16 protein-coding genes are annotated in these 15,209 nt (G+C 63.6%); 13 read left to right on the forward strand and 3 right to left on the reverse strand.

Going from position 1 to position 15,209, the window contains the following annotated elements; all coding sequences use genetic code 11:
• Positions 1-31: 31 nt before the first annotated feature.
• From lysS to B3P22_RS16215, 7 genes are all read left to right on the forward strand, one after another.
• A complete protein-coding gene (lysS, locus tag B3P22_RS16185) occupies positions 32-1,534 on the forward strand; it encodes a lysine--tRNA ligase (RefSeq protein WP_296271685.1) in 1,503 nt (500 codons plus the stop codon).
• A 166-nt stretch (positions 1,535-1,700) separates the two neighbouring features.
• Positions 1,701-2,414, forward strand: coding sequence for a TetR/AcrR family transcriptional regulator (locus B3P22_RS16190; RefSeq protein WP_197856284.1), 714 nt, complete (start codon positions 1,701-1,703; stop codon positions 2,412-2,414).
• Positions 2,415-2,456: 42 nt separating this feature from the next.
• A complete protein-coding gene (locus tag B3P22_RS16195; protein ID WP_197856283.1) occupies positions 2,457-3,008 on the forward strand; it encodes a hypothetical protein in 552 nt (183 codons plus the stop codon).
• Positions 3,009-3,016: 8 nt separating this feature from the next.
• A complete protein-coding gene (locus B3P22_RS16200) occupies positions 3,017-4,306 on the forward strand; it encodes a flavohemoglobin expression-modulating QEGLA motif protein (protein ID WP_296271686.1) in 1,290 nt (429 codons plus the stop codon).
• A 78-nt stretch (positions 4,307-4,384) separates the two neighbouring features.
• Positions 4,385-5,131 (forward strand): TIGR00266 family protein, encoded by a 747-nt coding sequence (locus B3P22_RS16205; RefSeq protein ID WP_296271687.1) that lies wholly within the window; start codon positions 4,385-4,387, stop codon positions 5,129-5,131.
• Complete coding sequence (locus tag B3P22_RS16210; RefSeq protein WP_296271688.1) at positions 5,121-6,011, forward strand: alpha/beta hydrolase; 891 nt, start codon at positions 5,121-5,123, stop codon at positions 6,009-6,011. Before B3P22_RS16205 ends, B3P22_RS16210 begins: the two co-directional genes overlap by 11 nt.
• Positions 6,011-6,334, forward strand: a complete 324-nt coding sequence (locus tag B3P22_RS16215; protein ID WP_197856280.1) for a hypothetical protein — start codon at positions 6,011-6,013, stop codon at positions 6,332-6,334. The genes B3P22_RS16210 and B3P22_RS16215 overlap by 1 nt, the downstream gene beginning before the upstream one ends.
• Before the next feature lie 58 nt (positions 6,335-6,392).
• Here B3P22_RS16215 and B3P22_RS16220 read toward each other — a convergent pair whose 3' ends face one another.
• The 3 genes from B3P22_RS16220 to B3P22_RS16230 all read right to left on the reverse strand — a co-directional run bounded on the left by B3P22_RS16220 (position 6,393) and on the right by B3P22_RS16230 (position 8,393).
• A complete protein-coding gene (locus B3P22_RS16220) occupies positions 6,393-7,178 on the reverse strand; it encodes an OmpA family protein (protein WP_275545915.1) in 786 nt (261 codons plus the stop codon).
• 47 nt (positions 7,179-7,225) lie between these two features.
• Complete coding sequence (locus B3P22_RS16225) at positions 7,226-7,639, reverse strand: DUF4398 domain-containing protein (RefSeq protein ID WP_197856278.1); 414 nt, start codon at positions 7,637-7,639, stop codon at positions 7,226-7,228.
• 409 nt (positions 7,640-8,048) lie between these two features.
• Positions 8,049-8,393, reverse strand: a complete 345-nt coding sequence (locus B3P22_RS16230; RefSeq protein WP_275545914.1) for a pilin assembly protein — start codon at positions 8,391-8,393, stop codon at positions 8,049-8,051.
• Between the two features lie 166 nt (positions 8,394-8,559).
• Here B3P22_RS16230 and ppc point away from each other — a divergent pair, with 166 nt between their 5' ends.
• The 6 genes from ppc to B3P22_RS16260 all read left to right on the forward strand — a co-directional run bounded on the left by ppc (position 8,560) and on the right by B3P22_RS16260 (position 15,200).
• On the forward strand, positions 8,560-11,196 hold the full coding sequence (gene ppc / locus B3P22_RS16235; RefSeq protein ID WP_296271689.1) for a phosphoenolpyruvate carboxylase: 2,637 nt from the start codon (positions 8,560-8,562) through the stop codon (positions 11,194-11,196).
• Positions 11,197-11,420: 224 nt separating this feature from the next.
• Entirely contained in the window at positions 11,421-12,068 is a 648-nt protein-coding gene (gene adk, locus B3P22_RS16240) for an adenylate kinase (RefSeq protein ID WP_197856275.1), read from the forward strand.
• Positions 12,069-12,250: 182 nt separating this feature from the next.
• Positions 12,251-13,024: a 5'-nucleotidase, lipoprotein e(P4) family gene (locus B3P22_RS16245; RefSeq protein ID WP_296271690.1), complete on the forward strand. Its 774-nt coding sequence runs from the start codon at positions 12,251-12,253 to the stop codon at positions 13,022-13,024.
• Between the two features lie 115 nt (positions 13,025-13,139).
• Positions 13,140-13,823 (forward strand): tRNA (adenosine(37)-N6)-threonylcarbamoyltransferase complex dimerization subunit type 1 TsaB, encoded by a 684-nt coding sequence (gene tsaB, locus B3P22_RS16250; RefSeq protein ID WP_296271691.1) that lies wholly within the window; start codon positions 13,140-13,142, stop codon positions 13,821-13,823.
• Positions 13,824-13,932: 109 nt separating this feature from the next.
• Positions 13,933-14,277, forward strand: coding sequence for a hypothetical protein (locus B3P22_RS16255; RefSeq protein ID WP_296271692.1), 345 nt, complete (start codon positions 13,933-13,935; stop codon positions 14,275-14,277).
• A 53-nt stretch (positions 14,278-14,330) separates the two neighbouring features.
• A complete protein-coding gene (locus B3P22_RS16260) occupies positions 14,331-15,200 on the forward strand; it encodes a DUF72 domain-containing protein (RefSeq protein ID WP_296271693.1) in 870 nt (289 codons plus the stop codon).
• Positions 15,201-15,209: the final 9 nt, after the last annotated feature.

Consider the following 15,209-nt stretch of genomic DNA (forward strand, 5'->3'; position numbering starts at 1 on the left):
TTGTACGAAACGCCAGGCAGATAAAGCGACCATGAGCGACCAACAACTCGACCAGAACGAACTGCAACAGGAAGAAAACAAGCTGATTGCCCAGCGCAAGGAAAAGCTTGCTGCCGTCCGTGAGCAGGGCATTGCCTTCCCCAACGATTTCCGCCGTGACAGCCTGTGCGCCGACCTGCAGAAACAGTACGAGGGCAAGAGCAAGGAAGAGCTGGAGGCCGCTGCCATCCCGGTGAAGATCGCCGGTCGCATCATGCTCAACCGCGGTGCCTTCATGGTGCTGCAGGACACCTCCGGTCGCCTGCAGGTCTATGTCAACCGCAAGACCCTGCCGGCCGAGCAACTGGAAGCGGTCAAGCATTTCGATCTGGGCGACATCATTGCCGCCGAGGGCACCCTGGCACGTTCCGGCAAGGGTGACCTGTACGTCGACATGCAGAACGTGCGTCTGCTGACCAAGTCGCTGCGCCCGCTGCCGGACAAGCACCATGGCCTGACCGACACCGAGCAGCGCTATCGCCAGCGCTATGTCGATCTGATCGTCAATGAGGAAGTACGCCACACCTTCCGCGTACGCTCGCAGGTGATCGCGCATATCCGCCGCTTCCTCAACGAGCGCGGTTTCCTCGAAGTAGAAACCCCCATGCTGCAGACCATCCCCGGTGGCGCAGCGGCCAAGCCGTTCGAGACCCACCACAACGCGCTGGACATGGCCATGTTCCTGCGTATCGCCCCGGAGCTGTACCTCAAGCGGCTTGTTGTGGGTGGTTTTGAGAAAGTGTTCGAGATCAACCGCAACTTCCGTAACGAAGGCGTTTCGACCCGACACAACCCCGAGTTCACCATGCTCGAGTTCTACCAGGCCTACGCCGACTACCGCGACAACATGGACCTCACCGAGGAGCTGTTCCGCGAACTGGCCCTGGCCGTGCTGGGCAGCACCGACGTGCCGTATGGCGACAAGGTGTTCCATTTCGGCGAGCCGTTCGTGCGCCTGTCGGTGTACGACTCGATCCTCAAGTACAACCCGGACATCACCGAGGCTGACCTGAACGACGTCGACAAGGCCCGCGCCATCGCCAAGAAGGCCGGCGCCAAGGTGCTCGGCCACGAAGGCCTGGGCAAGCTGCAGGTGATGATTTTCGAGGAGCTGGTGGAGAGCAAGCTGGAGCAGCCGCACTTCATCACCGAGTACCCGTTCGAGGTGTCGCCGCTGGCCCGTCGCAACGACCAGAACCCCAACGTCACCGACCGCTTCGAACTGTTTATCGGCGGCCGTGAGATCGCCAACGCCTACTCCGAGCTCAATGACGCCGAAGACCAGGCCGAGCGCTTCCTCGCCCAGGTGGCCGAGAAGGACGCCGGTGACGACGAAGCCATGCACTACGACGCCGACTTCGTGCGCGCCCTGGAATACGGCATGCCGCCCACCGCCGGTGAAGGCATTGGCATCGACCGCCTGGTGATGCTGCTGACCAACTCGCCGTCGATCCGCGACGTCATCCTGTTCCCGCATATGCGCCCGCAGGCCTGACGGTAATACGAAAAGCCGCCTTCGGGCGGCTTTTTGCTGTCTGTGACTCCATCATTCGGCGTGATTTCTCCGGGTGGCGGGCTGGCAAGCGAAACGGAGTCTTTTGGTTGTCTGTCCAACCCATTACTCTCCTTGCCATCACCAGAGCGTAGAGGAACGACCTATCGTGAGCTCCGTACCTGCGTCCCCGAATGCCACCCAGGCTGCCAATGCCGTTGCCGAAAGCGTCCAGTACCAAGGCCGCAAGGCCAGTCGTCAGGGCAGCGAGCAGCGCCGCCAGGCGATTCTCGATGCCGCCATGCGCATCATCGTGCGCGAGGGCGTGCGCGCCGTACGCCATCGCGCGGTAGCCGCCGAGGCGCAGGTGCCATTGTCGGCCACGACCTACTATTTCAAAGACATCGATGACCTGATCACCGATACCTTCGCCCTGTTCGTCGAACGCAGTGCGGCGCAGATGGCGGCATTCTGGGCCGGTACCCGGGGAAAGCTGGAGGAGATGGTCGGTCGCCTGGACGGCAGCGAGCAGGCGCGTCGGCAGTTGGCTGAGGAGATCGCCGAGCTGGCGGTGCAGTACGTGCAGCGCCAGTTGCGAGAGCGTCGCGATCACCTGATCGCCGAGCAGGCGTTCCAGCAGGAAGCGTTGCTCAACCCGCGCCTGCGCGAACTGGTGCGGGCCCACCGGCAGATCCTGCAGCAGGGCGTGACGCACTTCTTCGAGGTGCTGGGCTCGCGCCAACCGGAGCAGGATGCCGTGTTGTTGACGGCCACCATCGTGCGGATGGAGTATCAGGGCCTGCTGGATGGCGTGGATCATCTGGACAGCCAGGAAATGCTGGCCATCCTTAAGCGCTACATGAATCTGGTTCTGGGGCTGTAACCGTCGACCACCGGGTCGAACGGCCTGCACAAGGAGAGCGTAATGAAAGCCTGGCGCGTACTGGTCGCCCTGTCATTCCTGCTGTTGAGTGGTTGCCTGGTCACCTTCAAGGACCCGATCCCGGCCAACGAGGCCGCGCCCATTCCGCTGCTGGGCGAGTGGACCCGGCAGGACGAGTGGGGCGATCAGCTGTATCTGGAAATCACACGCGCCGGCTCCAATCTTTATGAAGCACGCATCTACGAAGGCAGCCCGGATAACGTGAGCAGCCTCGAAGAGTTCGGCTTCACCGTCGCCCATCATGGCCGCCGTTGGTATCTCTCGGCGGGCTTGCCGAAAAGCCTGGGCGCCAACTTCGCCATCGCCGGTTTCGAATTGACCCGTGACAACGAGCTGGTGCTGTACAACCTCGACACCGACCGCATCCTGCAGGACATGAACAAGGGCCTGCTGGAAGGGCAGACCGTTGTCATGCCCGAAGCGGACGGCGCATTGATCACCAGCCCGCTGGACAAGGTATTCGCCTACCTCGACGACCCGGCCAACGCCGACCTGTTCGTCGAAGTTGCGCGTTACCAGCGGGTGGCCGAATAGGACTTGCCATGAACAGCCAGCAAAAACTGGACGACTATCAACTCTGCATCCGCGTCCTCAGCGACCGCATCGTCGAAGCGCAAACCCCCATTCGCGTGCTCGATGCGGTGAAGTGGGACGACGGCATCCGCGATGGCTTTCTCAAGGCCAAGGGCAAGCAAGCGCCAGCGGTGGATCGTGACTACTACTTGAACCGGCCACTGGCCTTCGATGCGGCGGCGAAGAAGCTGGAATTCCAGAACATCGAGCGCGACATCACCCGCCAGCTCGGCCAGTTCAACCCGGTCGGGCAGATCATGCGGCGCATGTGCAAGGAATACCGCATGGTCATCCGCATGCTCGAAGCGCGCGGCACCGAGGACTTCGGCCTGATCAGCCAGGAACTCTACGGCTCGGCCTCCGATGCCTTCCACGCCGGCGACCCGACCCTCGCCGACCTCGGCCTGATGCTCTCGGACTACCTCAACAACATCGCCGCACGTGGTGATCTGGAAGACGAGCCCAAGGTGCTTGGCGCCAGTGACGCGGTGAGTATCCTGCAGCAGCGCCTGGCCGGTGTTTTCGGTGATGACACCATCCGCGTATTCGAATCCGACGGCATCCTCGCCGACGCTGCGGCGGGTGCCGACTACATCAAGATCCGCAGCGATGCGCGCTTCAACGAGCGCGACGTCAAGGCGCTGGAAGTGCATGAAGGCCTGGTGCACGTCGGCACCACGCTCAACGGCCTGAACCAGGCGATCTGCACCTTCCTGGCCAAGGGGCCACCCTCGTCGACCGTCACCCAGGAAGGCCTGGCGATCCTCATGGAGGTGATCGCCTTCGCCTCCTATCCGACCCGCCTGCGCAAGCTGACAAACCGCACCCGCGCCATCCACATGGCCGAGGAGGGCGCGGATTTCCTCGAGGTGTTCGAGTTCTTCCGCGAGCAGGGTTATGGCCTGGAAGGCGGCTACAGCAATGCCAGTCGGGTTTTCCGCGGTTCCGTGCCTAGTGGCTTGCCGTTCACCAAGGACCTGTCGTATCTGAAGGGTTTCATCCTGATCTACAACTACATCCAGCTGGCGGTGCGCAAAGGCAAGCTGGAGCAAATCCCGCTGCTGTTCTGCGGCAAGACCACCCTGGAAGACATGCGCACACTGCGCAAGCTGGTGGACGAGGGCCTGGTGCTGCCGCCCAAGTACCTGCCGCCGCAGTTCCAGGACATGAACGCGCTGTCGGCCTGGATGTGCTTCTCCAACTTCCTCAATCACCTGAGCCTGGATCGCATCGAGGCGGACTACGCCAATATTCTCTGAATCACGCCGCATGTAGGTGCGCCGCGCGCACCGCTGCCGTAGCCCGGATGAAATCCGGGAAGCCCTGGAGACCGCCCTGTGCCCAGTCATCAACTCGAATACGAAATCCTCGGCGCTTCGGCGCAATCGGTGGAGATCATTCTCGACCCTGGCGAGACGGTGATCGCCGAGGCCGGGGCGATGAACTATATGACCGAGGGTGTGCGCTTCGAAACGCGCATGGGCGATGGTTCGTCCAGTGGTCTGCTGGGCAAGCTGTGGAGCGTCGGCAAGCGCATGCTCACCGGCGAGTCGCTGTTCATGACCCACTTCAGCAATGCCGGAAAAAGTCAGGCAAGAGTGGCCTTCGCCGCGCCTTATCCGGGCACGGTTGTACCCATCGACCTGGCGAAGATCGGCGGCCGGCTGATCTGCCAGAAGGACGCCTTTCTCTGTGCCGCGCACGGCACCAGTATCGGCATCAGTTTCGCCAAACGCCTGGGTGCCGGTTTCTTCGGCGGTGAGGGCTTCATCCTGCAGAAGCTCGAAGGCGATGGCCTGGCATTCGTGCATGCCGGCGGCACGGTGATCCGCAAGGAGCTGAACAACGAAACCCTGCGCCTGGACACCGGTTGCCTGGTGGCCTTCAGCAGCGGCATAGACTACGACATCGCCCTGGCCGGCGGGCTGAAAAGCATGCTGTTCGGTGGCGAAGGGATTCTGCTGACGACGCTCAAGGGCACCGGCACGGTGTGGATTCAGAGCCTGCCGTTCTCGCGCCTGGCCGAGCGCGTCTATGCGGCGACCGTACAGGCCCGTGAAGAGGTGCGTGCCGGTGGCAAGTAGCCTGAGGACGCTGGCGTTTGTGCTGGCCAGCCTGTGGCTGGCCGGTTGCAGCGGTCTGCTGTTCTACCCCGAGCCGGGGCTGCCGATCACCCCTGAACGCGCCGGCCTGGAATACCGCGATATCGAACTGCGTGCCGCCGACGGCACCCGGTTGCACGCCTGGTGGCTGCCGGCCAAGTCTGGTGTTGCGGTCAAGGGCACGGTGCTGCATTTGCATGGCAATGGCGGCAACCTGGCCTGGCACCTGGGCGGGGTGCACTGGCTGCCGGAGCAGGGCTACCAGGTGTTGATGCTGGATTACCGCGGCTATGGCCTGTCCGAAGGTAAGCCACGTTTGCCCGAGGTCTATCAGGATATCGACGCGGCCTTCACCTGGCTCGACCAGACGCCGCAGGTCAAGGGCAAGCCGCTGTTCCTGCTGGGGCAGAGCCTTGGCGGTGCCCTCGGTGTGCATTACCTGGCGCAACAACCCGAGCGCCAGTCTACCTTGCAGGCCATCGCGCTCGATGGTGTGCCGGCCAGCTACCGCGATGTCGGCCGCTATGCCCTGAGCAAATCCTGGCTGACCTGGCCGCTGCAGGTGCCGCTGTCCTGGCTGGTGCCGGACGGCGACAGCGCGATTGCGAGCATTGATCGACTCGCCGGTGCGCCTTTGCTGATCTATCACAGTGTTGACGACACGATCGTGCCGCTTTCCAATGGCCAGCGTTTGTATCAAGCTGCGCACCCGCTGCGGGCCTTTCAGGCGACCCGTGGGCCGCATGTGCAAACCTTCGCCGAGCCCGCCTGGCGTCAATCGCTGCTGGCGTTCTTCGCCGCGCCGCAGGCTTACGTCGAACGGCTGGGGCCGGCCACCGAATCCGCAACAGAGAGTCCGTAATGACCGAACGCAATCCCATTCCACTGATCCTCACCGGCGTCGCCAGCATCGTCGGCACCGTCGGCGTCCTCTGGTACTACGGCTACGTGCATTTCGCCAAACCGGAAGATGCCTTGCTGCTGTCCGACTTCACCATGCTCAAGACCATCCCCGGCGAGGACTACAAGGTTTCACTGAAACCGGCCGATCAGGTGGCGCAATGCATCGACGGCGTAGTGGTGCTGTTCGACCTGCAGCAGAAGGGGCTGACCGGCGTGCTGGTGGATAACAGGAAGCAGGCCGTGCGTTGCATGGGCCAGGAGACTCCGCAGTTGGAGCAGTAAGGTCAGCAACCAAAAAGAAACCCGCCATCAGGCGGGTTTCTTCATTGCAGCGGTGTGATCAGGCGCCAGCAGAGGAGCGCGGTGCCACCGGCTGGTTGTCGTTGGAGATGGTCACCTCCACGCGACGGTTCTGCGCACGACCGGAATCGCTGGCGTTGTCCGCAACCGGATACTCCTTGCCGTAGCCCTGAGCGACGATGCGCGTCGGTTCTACGCCGGCGCGAATCAGCGCACGACGCACGGACTCGGCGCGACGCTCGGACAGGCCCTGGTTGTAGCTGGCCGAGCCGACGCTATCGGTGTAGCCCTCGACGATCACTTGGCGCTCCGGGTTTTCCTGGAGAAAGCGCGCCAGTTGCGTGACGTTGGGCAGCGCGCTGCTCTTGAGTTCGGCCTTGTTGAAGTCGAACAGAACGTCACCGAAGGTCACCAGCGTGCCGCGTTCGGTCTGCTTGGCGTTGAGGCTGTCCTGCAGCTTGCGGATCTGCGCATCGCGGGCATCGAGTAGGGCCTTGGCACGTTGCGCGGAGCTGTTCTTCAGCTCGGCTTCAGCAGTGCGCAGGGCGATGGTCTGCTTGGCCACCTCGACACGCTTGTTGGTCAGGTAGGCCAGTTGGTCGACCTTCTTCTCGTCTTCCTTGTCCATGTAGGCTTTGTCGGCCTTGTTCAGCCATTCCTGGGCTTCCTTGGTCTCCAGTGCGGCCACCTTGGTCGCCTGCGGATCGCTCTGCAGCGAGGAGAAGTTGCTACGCGCCGACTCCAGGTTGGCGTTGGGCTGGTGCGAGCAGGCGGCGAGGCCAACGCTCAGGGCCAGAAGGGCGGGGATCATCACGTGTTTACGCATGGCGTTCATCCTTTGATCTTTCAGCGAATGGGTGGGTGGCAAGGCGCTCATTGAGCGTTTCGCATGCCTTCCTCACGCAGCTCCTCGACACCCTTGCGGGCGTCCTGCACGGCTTGCTCGGCCTTGGCGGCCTGGGCCTTGCGCTCGGCGACGCGGGCGTCCCATTCGGCCTGTTCGGCCAGGCGGCGGGCCTTGTCATACTCTTTCTCGTGCATGGCCAGCTCGGCTTCCTTGAGCTTGTCCTGCGCAGACTTCATTTCCACTGCAGCGAACTCGGTACCGCCAGCGCTGATCGCCGAGTTGACGGCAGACTGCGTCACGGCATATTGCTCGGTCGGTGGGTTACCGGCGCAGCCGGCGAGTACCAGGCTACTGCCCAGCACCAGTGCAGCCAGTTTGATCCCCTGCAGGCGGCTGCGTGGGGCTTTATCGGTATGGGTCTTCATGGTGGCTAACTCCATTTGAAACACTCCTATGAATGACGATATCCGTGGCAAATGACCCAACGTGCTATGCGTCCGCCAAGGCCGTTGGCGACGCTGGCTTGCCACGAGGGGCCTGCAGTTGGGACCTGAACTTTTCTTGAATGGTTCAGAAAAAAAGACAGCCTACTTATGATTTCAGGCATGACCATTTAGTCAGGTATTGAAAGCTCTACGCCCGCCCCCTAAGACCGAGAGCACGTGCAAAAAAGATTCATCTCCCCTTGTAGTTCGTGGGCGTCGATAGGTTTTTTTCAGGCCGAACACGGCCGCAGCGAGCGCTCCGCCGAAGCCGGGCAGCCTGCTGCCGTTGTTGCCTAGAAGCGTTTCGGTAACGGCGCTTCCATGGCCTAAGTACGCGAATTTGAACGTTATATCGAACGAGCGCTCAGTGGCTTGTGCCCTTGGCCGACTCATTGAGCTGGCGCAGGTACTTGCGCGACAGCGCCAGAAAGCGCGGTGTCGGCCCGACGTCCTCGTAGAGAGGGTCGCCCTGTTCATCCAGCGCTACCACCTTGTTGCCCTTTACATAGGGCAGGCTGGCTTCCAGCTCTTCCAGTGCCGCGCCAATCAGTTCGCCGAGCAATTCTTCGCTGTGGTGCTTGGGGTACATCTCGGTGAGCGCCGCCAGGCGTGCGGCCGATTCGACATCCAGATGGATGTGGTAGCGGGTCGGGGTCAGGTGCCCCTTGGCATTCTGTTCCCAATGTTTTGCCAGTTCGCGAATTCTCATGTCGTCGCTCCTTACGGGGGCGCAGGCAATGCCGGTTGGACATTCCTCTGCGCCTGTCAACAAGCCTAGACCCAGCACTCAGCCCCACTTGGGTGCAGGTCGCACCCTTGTAAGAAGTTGGCGCGCTGGGCACTCTGTTGACAATGGTCAGCAGAAGGAGTGCGACATGGCGGAAATAGATGCGCGCCTGCGTGAAGAGGTGCACCTGCTCGGCGAGCTGCTCGGGCATACCATCAGCACCCAGTTGGGCGACGAGTTTCTCGACAAGATCGAGCGCATACGCAAGGCGGCCAAGGCCGGTCGCAGCGGCACCGATGCGGATGTCGAGCAGTTGACCAGCACCCTGGGCGACCTCGGTGACGACGAGTTGTTACCCGTGGCGCGGGCGTTCAACCAGTTCCTCAATCTGGCCAATATCGCCGAGCAGCAGCATCGTGTGCGCCGCCGCCGCGCGGGCGAAGCCGAACCTTTCGAGCTGCGTGTGCTGGACGAGTTGCTCGAGCGTCTGCTCGCCGAGGGACAAAGCAGCGACGAGCTGGCGCGCCAGCTTGGGCGTCTGGACATCGAACTGGTACTGACTGCGCACCCCACTGAAGTGGCGCGGCGTACCCTGATTCAGAAATACGATGCCATCGCCGCACAGCTCACGGCACTGGATCACAGCGATCTGTCGCCGGCAGAGCGCGAGCGCATCGTCGAACGCCTGCAACGGTTGATCGCCGAGGCCTGGCACACCGAGGAAATCCGCCGCAGTCGGCCCAGTCCGGTGGACGAAGCCAAGTGGGGCTTTGCCGTCATCGAGCATTCGCTGTGGCAGGCCGTGCCGCAGTTCCTGCGTCGTGCCGACCGCAGCCTTGAGGCCGCCACCGGCCTGCGCCTGCCGCTGGAGGCCGCGCCGATTCGTTTCGCCTCGTGGATGGGCGGTGACCGCGACGGCAACCCCAATGTCACGGCGCGGGTAACGCGCGAGGTGCTGCTGCTGGCACGCTGGATGGCGGCCGATCTGTACCTGCGCGATGTCGATCACCTGGCGGCCGAGCTGTCCATGCAGCAGGCCAGCGATGAGCTGCGCGCGCAGGTGGGCGACAGCGCCGAGCCATACCGCGCACTGCTCAAGCATCTGCGCGAACGCCTGCGCGAGACGCGCAGCTGGGCGCAGCAGGCGCTGACCGTCGATATCGCTGCGGGGCCTTCGGTGTTGCAGGACAACCGCGATCTGCTGGCGCCGCTGCAGCTATGCTACCAGTCGCTGCATCAGTGCGGCATGGGCGTGGTCGCCGACGGCCCGTTGCTCGATTGCCTGCGCCGGGCCGCGACCTTCGGTCTGTTCCTGGTGCGGCTCGACGTGCGTCAGGACTCCGCCCTGCACGCTGCGGCGCTGTCGGAAATCACCGATTACCTCGGCCTTGGTCGCTACACCGACTGGGACGAAGAGGCGCGCCTGGGTTTCCTCCAACGTGAACTGGACAGCCGCCGGCCGTTGCTGCCGAGCGACTATCGCCCTTCGGCCGATACCGCCGAGGTCCTCGCCACCTGCCGTGAGGTGGCTGCTGCTCCCGCTGCCTCGCTGGGCTCCTACGTGATCTCCATGGCCGGCGCCGCTTCCGACGTGCTGGCAGTGCAACTGCTGCTGAAGGAGGCCGGGTTGCGCCGGCCGATGCGCGTGGTGCCACTGTTTGAAACCCTGGCCGACCTCGACCACGCCGGGCCGGTGATGGATCGTCTGCTCGGCTTGCCCGGCTATCGCGCGCGCCTGCATGGCCCGCAGGAAGTGATGATCGGTTATTCCGATTCGGCCAAGGATGCCGGTACCACCGCCGCTGCCTGGGCTCAGTACCGTGCGCAGGAGGAGCTGGTGCGCCTGTGCCGCGAGCATCAGGTCGAGTTGCTCCTGTTCCACGGTCGCGGTGGCACCGTCGGGCGTGGGGGTGGCCCGGCCCATGCGGCCATTCTGTCGCAACCGCCGGGCTCGGTGGCGGGACGCTTCCGGACCACCGAACAGGGCGAGATGATCCGCTTCAAGTTCGGCCTGCCGGATATCGCCGAGCAGAACCTCAACCTCTATCTCGCTGCCGTGCTGGAAGCCACGCTGCTGCCGCCGCCTGCGCCGCAGCCGAGCTGGCGGGCGATGATGGATCGCCTCGCCGATGTGGGTGTGAAGGCCTACCGCGGCGTGGTGCGCGAGCATCCGCAGTTCGTCGAGTATTTCCGCCAGGCCACACCGGAGCAGGAACTGGGCCGGCTGCCGCTGGGCAGTCGCCCGGCCAAGCGGCGTGAGGGCGGCGTTGAGAGCCTACGTGCGATCCCGTGGATCTTCGCCTGGACCCAGACGCGACTGATGCTGCCGGCCTGGCTCGGCTGGGAGCAGGCGTTGGGGCAGGCGCTGGCGGGTGGTGATGCCGAACTGCTGAAGGACATGCGCGAGCACTGGCCGTTCTTCCGCACGCGCATCGATATGTTGGAGATGGTGCTGACCAAGGCCGACGCCAGTATTGCTGCGCTGTATGACGAGCGTTTGGTCGAGCCGGCGCTGCAGCCGCTGGGTGTGCAGTTACGCGACCTATTGTCGCAGGCCTGTGCCGCCGTACTGGAATTGACCGGACAGTCGCGCCTGCTCGCGCACAACCCGGAAACCCTCGAATCGATCAGCGTACGCAACACCTATCTCGACCCGCTGCACCTGCTGCAGGCCGAGTTGCTGGCGCGCTGCCGGCAACGCGAGCAGGTGCCGGAGAGCCCGCTGGAGCAGGCCTTGCTGGTCAGTGTTGCGGGCATCGCAGCGGGCTTGCGCAACACCGGCTGAGGGATCCAGTGCGCTGGCGCAAAGGTGTGCGGCCAGCGCCGTGTACGGGGTGCAGGCCGCCGCGAGGAGGGTTTTTATCCGACTTTTGGCGGCTTGTGCGCCTGGGGTGCGCTGTGTATCTTGAGCAGCCTTTTTGGCCGCTGCGGCTGCCGCACAACATTCAAGAGATTGGCCCCACGAGGCGAGTCCGACCGATTACTACATAACTCTTGAGGAGCACATCGATGCGCGTGATTCTGCTGGGGGCGCCCGGTGCCGGCAAAGGTACCCAGGCTCGCTACATCACCGAGAAGTTTGGCATTCCGCAAATCTCCACTGGCGACATGCTGCGCGCAGCGGTCAAGGCTGGCACCGAGCTCGGCCTGAAAGCCAAGAGCGTAATGGACGCCGGCGGTCTGGTCTCCGATGACCTGATCATCAACCTGGTCAAGGAGCGCATCGCTCAAGACGATTGCGCCAATGGCTTCCTGTTCGACGGTTTCCCGCGCACCATTCCGCAAGCCGAAGCGCTGCGCGATGCCGGCGTAGCCCTGGATCACGTGGTGGAAATCGCCGTCGACGACGAGGAAATCGTCAAGCGCCTGTCCGGCCGTCGCGTACACCCGGCTTCCGGGCGCGTTTACCACACCGAATACAACCCGCCGAAGGTTACCGGCAAGGACGACCTGACCGGTGAGGAGCTGGTCCAGCGCGAAGACGACAAGGAAGAGACCGTGCGTCATCGCCTGTCCGTCTACCACTCGCAGACCAAGCCGCTGGTGGACTTCTACCAGAAGCTCTCCGCCGCCACCGGCACGCCGAAATGCAGCCACATTCCGGGCGTCGGCAGCGTCGAAGAAATCACCGCGAAGACCCTGGCTGCTCTGGACTGAGTCCACGCCGCCAGCCGTCATCGCACCAAGGCCCCGAAAGGGGCCTTGGTCGTTTATGGAACACGGGTACGTTGTGGTCGCTCTCAAGCATGGTCCCGAGTGACGGGTCGGCTAGTATCGATGGTGCAAGCCTCCGGCCTGCGTCGGGGCCTGTCGATAACCTATAAGGAAGAGGGCATTAAATGACCGAGAAACGCATTTGGCTGGGCCTTGCGGTATCGTTGTTGACCACTCCGCTGGTATTTGCCGAGACCGCCGCGCAGAGCAAGACCGACTGTTCGGTCGCGGAATTCACCATGGGCTTGCGTTTTCAGCAGCAGTCCGCGGAGGTCCAGGCGCTGCAGTTGCAGGCTTACAACATCGCCACCGAGAAGCTCGACAAGGCCGTCGCAGCGGCGAAGGATCCTTCCAAGCTGGCCATCGTCACCGACCTCGATGAAACCGTGATCGACAACAGCGCACTGCTGGCACGCGACCTGGCCAACTGTCACCAATATGATGCCTGGGATACCTGGCTGCCCTGGGAACGCGACGGCACGCCGGCGCTGATCCCGGGGGCGAAGAAATTCCTCGAGCATGCCGACAAGCTCGGTGTGACCATCCGCTACATCTCCGACCGTGCCGACGAGCAGAAAAAACACACCCTGGCCACCCTGAACAAGCTGGGTCTGCCGCAGGTGTCGGAAGACAGCGTGCTGCTGCTTGGCCCGCCCAAGGTCGAACGCCGCGCCATCGTCAGCGCCGATCAGCAGATCATCATGCTGCTGGGCGACACGCTGCACGATTTCGATGCACGCTTTCGCAAGACGCCGCTCGACGCACAGCGCAAGACCGTTGCCGACGAGGCTGAAAAGTGGGGTGTGGAGTGGATCGTGTTCCCCAATGCCGGCTACGGCACCTGGTCCAAGGCACCGCTCAAAGGCTGGGAGGCCGAGCCGGTGGTCGAGCCCTGGTAAGACCGCGCTGATCGCCACCGGTCGCTCGGCTCGGGCCGGGCGCCGTCATGGCGCTGGAAAAAAACTCGTCGAGCCGGTCTAATGCCGGCTCTTTTTCTTCAGCCGTCCGAATGCAATGACCACTTTCCTGGCCCTGGATACCGCCACCGAAGCCTGCTCCGTCGCCCTGCTGCATGACGGTCGCGTGCTCAGCCACTATGAAGTTGCCCCGCGTCTGCATGCGCAGCGCCTGTTGCCGATGATCCAGCAGCTGCTGGGCGACGCCGGCATCGCGGCTTCGGCGCTGGATGCCATCGCCTTCGGCCGTGGCCCCGGTGCCTTCACCGGCGTGCGCATCGCCATCGGCGTGGTACAGGGCCTGGCCTTCGCACTGGAGCGGCCGGTGTTGCCGGTCTCCAACCTGGCCGTGCTGGCCCAGCGCGCGCTGCGAGAGCAGGGCGCGACTCAGGTCGCCGCGGCGATCGATGCGCGCATGGATGAGGTCTACTGGGGCTGCTATCGCGCCGAGGCAGGCGAGATGCGTTTGCTCGGCCAGGAGTCGGTGTTGCCGCCGGAACAGGCCGAGGCGCCGCTTGGTAGCAGTGGTGAATGGTTCGGTGCCGGTACGGGGTGGGGCACCTTTGCCGCGCGTATCGCCCTCAAGCCCGCGAGCATGGACGGCAGCATGCTGCCGCATGCCGAAGACCTGCTGAACCTGGCGCGTTTCGCCTGGGCGCGCGGCGAGGCTGTGCCGGCCGATCAGGCGCAGCCAGTTTACCTGCGTGACCAGGTCGCCACACCGAAAGCACCACCGGTATGACAGCTTGTCGGATGCTTGGCGTCAAAAACCGCTTGGTATTTGCCAAGACCGGTACTCGCCGTTACATTGCCAGCACTGTCCATTGTTAGCCGAGCCCGAGCAGTCCTAAATGCGGATCGACGGTTACCTACCTCCCTACTCGCCAGATCGCGGCCCCCGTTCGGGGACTGCGGTCACGCCCTATCGCGAGGCGCAGCGGGAAGTCGAGGCCCGACGTGAGCAGCCAGCTGCCCCGGCGAGCAGCCAGGGTCTCGAGCAAGCCCCACAGATTCGTCGCGTGCAGGCCAGCAGCAGTAATAGCGATAGCCTGCCGTCCCGCGCCCAGGACCTGGGTTATCAACAGCCCGCGCTGAGCAATCGTGCTGCTCAGGCGTTGGCCAGCTACAGCACCACCGCTGCCTACGCTAATGAGTACGATGCGCAGCAAGTGCTCGGCCTCGATCTCTACGCGTAACTCCGTTTCACGGCGTGGCTCACGCCCCTCAGCCTGGTCCGTTGCATAGATCGATGAGTGTTGCGCTTCCCTATTTTCTTGGTTGTCCATCCTGGAGCGAAGCGGCCTGGCGCGCCACGCTCTATCCGCAGGACACGCGTCCCACGGATTTTCTCGGCCGCTATACCGAGGTGTTCAACGCGGTAGAAGGCAACACCACCTTCTACGCCAGGCCCAGCGAGCAGACGGTCGCCCGCTGGGCGCTGGCGATGCCGGCGCACTTTCGTTTCTGCGCCAAGTTGCCGCGCGATATCAGCCACAGTGACGACCTCTGCCAGCAACTCGAAGAGGTCGAAAATTTCCGCCAGTTGCTGGCGCCGCTCGGCGCGCGGGTCGCGCCTTACTGGCTGCAACTGCCGGCTGCATTCAGTCCTTCGCGGTTGGCCGAGCTGGCTGCATTCATCGAGCACTGGGGCGATTGGCCGCTGGCCGTCGAGGTGCGTCATCCGGAGTTCTTCGCCAAGGGCGATGCCGAGCGTGTGCTCAATCGCCTGTTGCACGAGCGCGGTATCGAGCGCATCTGCCTGGACTCGCGAGCGCTGTTCAGCTGCGACTCGCAGGAGCCCGCCGTGCTCCATGCACAGGCCAAGAAACCGCGCCTGCCGACCCGGCCCACGGCGTTCAGCCAGCATCCACAGCTGCGTTTCATCGGCCACCCTGAGCTGCTGGCCAACGATCCCTTCATGCTGCCCTGGCTGGACAAGGTCGCTGGCTGGATCGAGCAGGGACTCGCTCCGTACGTCTTCGCGCACACCTCCGATAACCGCCTGGCGCCCGAACTGGCCCGGCGTTTTCACCAGCAACTGATGCAGCGCCTGCCAGGCTTGCCGGAATTGCCGGTGCTGCGAACCGAACCGGAACTGGAGCAGCTCGGCCTGCTCTGATGAAGGATG

Origin of the sequence: Pseudomonas sp. UBA6323 (assembly GCF_002439135.1) — a bacterium.
Classification (GTDB): domain Bacteria; phylum Pseudomonadota; class Gammaproteobacteria; order Pseudomonadales; family Pseudomonadaceae; genus Aquipseudomonas.

Bases quoted from the DNA above. Each gene is read 5' to 3' on its own strand.
- B3P22_RS16245 (WP_296271690.1), top strand. From the start codon at position 12,251: ATGACCGAGAAACGCATTTGGCTGGGCCTTGCGGTATCGTTGTTGACC.
- B3P22_RS16220 (WP_275545915.1), bottom strand. From the start codon at position 7,178: ATGCGTAAACACGTGATGATCCCCGCCCTTCTGGCCCTGAGCGTTGGC.
- B3P22_RS16195 (WP_197856283.1), top strand. From the start codon at position 2,457: ATGAAAGCCTGGCGCGTACTGGTCGCCCTGTCATTCCTGCTGTTGAGT.
- tsaB (WP_296271691.1), top strand. From the start codon at position 13,140: ATGACCACTTTCCTGGCCCTGGATACCGCCACCGAAGCCTGCTCCGTC.
- B3P22_RS16260 (WP_296271693.1), top strand. From the start codon at position 14,331: ATGAGTGTTGCGCTTCCCTATTTTCTTGGTTGTCCATCCTGGAGCGAA.
- lysS (WP_296271685.1), top strand. From the start codon at position 32: ATGAGCGACCAACAACTCGACCAGAACGAACTGCAACAGGAAGAAAAC.
- adk (WP_197856275.1), top strand. From the start codon at position 11,421: ATGCGCGTGATTCTGCTGGGGGCGCCCGGTGCCGGCAAAGGTACCCAG.
- B3P22_RS16200 (WP_296271686.1), top strand. From the start codon at position 3,017: ATGAACAGCCAGCAAAAACTGGACGACTATCAACTCTGCATCCGCGTC.
- ppc (WP_296271689.1), top strand. From the start codon at position 8,560: ATGGCGGAAATAGATGCGCGCCTGCGTGAAGAGGTGCACCTGCTCGGC.
- B3P22_RS16230 (WP_275545914.1), bottom strand. From the start codon at position 8,393: ATGAGAATTCGCGAACTGGCAAAACATTGGGAACAGAATGCCAAGGGG.
- B3P22_RS16255 (WP_296271692.1), top strand. From the start codon at position 13,933: ATGCGGATCGACGGTTACCTACCTCCCTACTCGCCAGATCGCGGCCCC.
- B3P22_RS16225 (WP_197856278.1), bottom strand. From the start codon at position 7,639: ATGGAGTTAGCCACCATGAAGACCCATACCGATAAAGCCCCACGCAGC.
- B3P22_RS16215 (WP_197856280.1), top strand. From the start codon at position 6,011: ATGACCGAACGCAATCCCATTCCACTGATCCTCACCGGCGTCGCCAGC.